Source organism: Psychrobacter piscatorii (assembly GCF_001444505.1).
In the GTDB taxonomy this organism is placed as follows: domain Bacteria; phylum Pseudomonadota; class Gammaproteobacteria; order Pseudomonadales; family Moraxellaceae; genus Psychrobacter; species Psychrobacter piscatorii_B.
In genome coordinates this window covers 1-3,871 of the sequence record NZ_LNDJ01000009.1, presented here as the reverse complement: position 1 = coordinate 3,871, position 3,871 = coordinate 1, and the positions used below count along the sequence as shown (strand labels likewise).

At 45.3% G+C, this 3,871-nt stretch carries 5 protein-coding genes; all 5 read left to right on the top strand.

Annotation, left to right across the window (positions count from 1 at the left end; translation table 11 throughout):
* Positions 1–386 precede the first annotated feature (386 nt).
* The 5 genes from AS194_RS14155 to AS194_RS01075 all read left to right on the top strand — a co-directional run bounded on the left by AS194_RS14155 (position 387) and on the right by AS194_RS01075 (position 3,713).
* Positions 387–542 carry a YrhK family protein gene (locus AS194_RS14155; protein WP_413771701.1) on the top strand — a complete coding sequence of 52 codons (156 nt, stop codon included), beginning with the start codon at positions 387–389 and terminating at the stop codon, positions 540–542.
* Between the two features lie 216 nt (positions 543–758).
* Positions 759–1,121, top strand: a complete 363-nt coding sequence (locus AS194_RS01090; RefSeq protein ID WP_058023653.1) for an ArsR/SmtB family transcription factor — start codon at positions 759–761, stop codon at positions 1,119–1,121.
* A gap of 48 nt (positions 1,122–1,169) precedes the next feature.
* Positions 1,170–1,577: an arsenate reductase (glutaredoxin) gene (arsC, locus tag AS194_RS01085; RefSeq protein ID WP_058023652.1), complete on the top strand. Its 408-nt coding sequence runs from the start codon at positions 1,170–1,172 to the stop codon at positions 1,575–1,577.
* A 19-nt stretch (positions 1,578–1,596) separates the two neighbouring features.
* Entirely contained in the window at positions 1,597–2,337 is a 741-nt protein-coding gene (gene arsH, locus AS194_RS01080; RefSeq protein ID WP_058023651.1) for an arsenical resistance protein ArsH, read from the top strand.
* A gap of 68 nt (positions 2,338–2,405) precedes the next feature.
* Entirely contained in the window at positions 2,406–3,713 is a 1,308-nt protein-coding gene (locus AS194_RS01075) for an arsenic transporter (RefSeq protein ID WP_058023650.1), read from the top strand.
* Positions 3,714–3,871: the final 158 nt, after the last annotated feature.

The window sequence follows — 3,871 nt, the reverse complement described above, 5'->3', positions numbered from 1 at the left end:
AGATTGTTTGAGGTTTTTTTGTGTCTGTATATTTTTTCGATATGTTGTAGGCAAGCATGCCACAATAATGTTAGTTCCAATCAGGTGTTCTTATTTGTTGATACTATCAGCAGTGAAAATGTAAGGGCAAAGTGATCTAAAAATCGTCAATAGACCATTGTCACAGGCTTGAATGTTTTATTCTCGTACGCCTTACAGCGCCTTCTGTTGACAGCGGCATTTGCAGCCTGATATATCTGTTTGCCTAATAAATATAGATATATAAGGAATGCATTTTGAGTGATAGTAAAAAGCTAGATGTTGATATTGGACAAGACCATATTGTGATACAGCGCCGCTATGATGCATTAGGCGCAGTCAATGATTTACTTATCGCTATTTAGTTTTTGATTGGTAGTTTTTTCTTTTTAAAAGAGTCGCTCACCACAGATGGGACGTGTCTGTTTATTCTTGGTAGTGCACAGCTACTTATAAAGCCACTGATCAAGCTGATCAGCTTGATTCATGTAGGTCGAGTATACAACCGATCAAATCAGCGGTAAGTTATAGCGTTAGGTAATACCGCGCTTGTTATAACCCATAAGCTCTAACTATAAATACAATCAATTTATCCAATGTTACTCCCAAGAACAATAGCTATTAGTGCTAGAAGTAGTTTGGTTCATTGAACGATGGTGAGTGTTCTTTGATACTTCCAAAAGAAAAAATTTCATCCAAAAATCATTGAATTATTTCCATATGTCTATATTATTGGACATATGGAAATAACTACTGCTACTGCAAGCTTTGCTGCACTCTCTCAAGACACTCGTCTAAATGCTTTTAGGTTGCTGGTCAGCCACGAGCCTGAAGGACTCCCTGCGGGTGAGGTAGCCCGTCAGCTCTCTGTGCCGCACAATACCATGTCGGCGCATCTAGCAGTGCTGGCACGAGCAGGGTGGGTGGTCTCACAGCGACAGAGTCGGCAAATTATCTATCGGGCGTCGCTCTCACATATGGATAGCGTCATTCAATTTTTATTACAAGACTGCTGTGCAGGCCATCCAGAATTGTGTGCCTCACTCATCGACAGTTTAAGTGGCTGCAGGGTAAGTGAATCTGCTGAGCAAGATAATCATTAAACCAATAATCGATTCAATAAACATACTTATAAAATAGGTAAGATGACGATGAAACCTTTAATTTTTCATAATCCTAACTGCGGAACCTCTCGCAATACACTTGCTATTATGAAAGCATCAGGAGAGACGCCAGAAGTGGTGGAATATCTAAAAAACCCACCAACACGAGCACGCTTAGTTGAGTTATTAGCCCAAATGCAAATCTCTCCAAGAGAGTTGCTAAGAAGTAAAGAGGCGGTTAATGATGAGCTTGGCCTAGACAATCCTGAGCTTTCTAATGATCACATTATCGATGCCATGATCGCACATCCTATTTTGATCAATCGTCCGATCGTGGTGACTGATAAAGGTGCGACCTTATGTCGTCCTTCAGAGCGCGTGTTTGAACTGCTAGCAAATCCAGTCAGTAGCTTCACCAAAGAAGATGGAGAGGTCATTTATCATGACAAGCACTAAGGCCGAACCAGCATCAATAATGGAGTCTACTGCTTCAGCAAATTCTAGCTTTGACGATTTGCCCAATATCGATGTCGAAAATATTCAACCAATCGATATTGAGTCGTTAATCGCGCCCAATGACCCACGTCATGCGCCCAAAATATTGGTGTTGTACGGCTCTGTCCGCGCGCGCTCATTCTCTAGATTGGCCGCGGAAGAGGCGAGCCGACTGTTACGCTGGTATGGTTGTGAAGTAAAAATGTTTGACCCATCAGGCTTGCCACTGCCTGACGATGTAGACTCAGACCATCCCAAAGTGCAAGAATTGCGCGAGCTGGCACAGTGGTCAGAAGGCATGCTGTGGGTGAGTCCAGAGCGTCATGGCAGTATCACCAGTATTATGAAAGCGCAAATCGACTGGATACCGCTGTCGTTAGGTGGCGTACGTCCAACTCAAGGTAAAACACTAGCACTGATGCAAGTCAGCGGTGGCAGTCAAAGCTTTAATACGGTCAATCAAATGCGTATTCTTGGGCGTTGGATGCGGATGATCACTATCCCCAATCAGTCCTCTATACCCAAAGCTTTTTTGGAGTTCAATGACGACAATCGCATGGATATGTCGCCGCTATATCTGCGTCTTGTTGATGTCTGCGAAGAGTTGGTGAAATTTACTTGGCTCACACGCGGGCGCTCAGCGTATCTTACCGATCGCTATTCAGAACGCGTCGAGAGCGCTGAAGAACTATCGAACCGCGTCAATCAAAAGTCGCTTTGATACGGTTACGCTAAGACCGTCACGTTAATACAATCACATTAATATTATTATCTAAGTAAGGCTGTGCCATGCTTGCGTTCGCTATTTTTGTTGTTACTCTGGTGTTGGTCATCTGGCAACCGAAAGGGTTGGGTATCGGTTGGAGTGCGATGGGCGGCGCCTTGGTCGCGTTAGCGCTTGGCGTCGTGCAGCTATCAGATGTTGGTATCGTTTGGGATATTGTTTGGGATGCGACCTTTACTTTTGTGGCACTGATCATCATCTCGCTTATCTTAGATAGAGCAGGGTTTTTTGGTTGGGCAGCGCTGCATGTGGCACGCCTTGGCAATGGGCAAGGGCGACTGCTGTTTCCGATGATTGTTATATTGGGTGCGTTTATTTCTGCGTTTTTTGCCAATGATGGGGCGGCGCTATTACTGACGCCCATTGTGATTGCGATCTTGCTGCGCCTTAATTTTGCACCACCTTCCGCTTTAGCTTTTATCATTGCGACGGGTTTTATCGCTGATACGGCAAGTCTGCCCTTGGTCACCTCAAATTTAGTTAATATCGTTAGCGCCAATTATTTTGCTATTGGTTTTGGGCGTTATGCGGCAGTTATGGTGCCCGTGAATATCGTGTCTGTTGTGGCGACGCTACTGGTGTTGTGGATGGTGTATGCCCGTCATATCCCCAAGCATTATCCAGTCGATAATCTAAGTGCCCCTGCATCCGCTATTACCGATCCATTGGTGTTTCGCGCCGCTTTTCCATTGTTAGGCTTGCTATTGGTTGCTTATTTTGCGACCGAGCCGCTAGGGTTGCCTATTTCACTCGTCACAGGTGCGGCGGCTCTGGTACTGATGGTCATCGCTGGTCGTTTGTGGCAAGGCGGACGCGGCGCGGTGATTTCTATAAGTGATGTTGTACGCAAAGCCCCTTGGCAAATCGTCCTGTTTTCAATTGGTATGTATTTGGTGGTGTATGGCTTGGGCAATGCAGGTCTTACCGCCTATGGCGCGCAGGTTCTCAACTGGCTAGGAGGGCAGGGCGCAGTCATTGCCACAGTAGGGACTGGGTTTTTATCTGCCATTGTCGCGTCTATCATGAATAATATGCCAGCGACTTTGGTCGGTGCGCTCGCGATTGATCAGGCGCAAGTGCCCGCTGCGACGCGAGAACTGATGATTTATGCCAATGTAATAGGCAACGATTTGGGACCCAAGTTTACACCGATTGGCAGTCTTGCGACGTTATTATGGTTGCATGTGTTGGCAGAAAAAAACTACAAAATCAGTTGGGGACAATATATAAAAATAGGCCTGCTGATTACGCCTCCTGTGTTATTAGTGACGCTTTTGGCCTTGGTGGTTTGGCTGCCTATGCTGCCAAGCTAATTAAGACAGTAGAGTAAGTGCAGAGTTGCTTTCAAATCTAAGCCATAAAAAAACCCCCATCAAACTGATGGGGGTTTTGGCAAATGCCATAATTGAATCTATAGTGACTCAAAAGGTTTACTACTAAAATGTGGCTCTCCAACCTGGGCTCGAACCAG

What these genes read in the sequence shown, in the direction of transcription:
- AS194_RS01090 (WP_058023653.1), top strand. Translation starts at nt 759, where the DNA reads ATGGAAATAACTACTGCTACTGCAAGCTTTGCTGCACTCTCTCAAGAC.
- arsC (WP_058023652.1), top strand. Translation starts at nt 1,170, where the DNA reads ATGAAACCTTTAATTTTTCATAATCCTAACTGCGGAACCTCTCGCAAT.
- arsH (WP_058023651.1), top strand. Translation starts at nt 1,597, where the DNA reads ATGGAGTCTACTGCTTCAGCAAATTCTAGCTTTGACGATTTGCCCAAT.
- AS194_RS01075 (WP_058023650.1), top strand. Translation starts at nt 2,406, where the DNA reads ATGCTTGCGTTCGCTATTTTTGTTGTTACTCTGGTGTTGGTCATCTGG.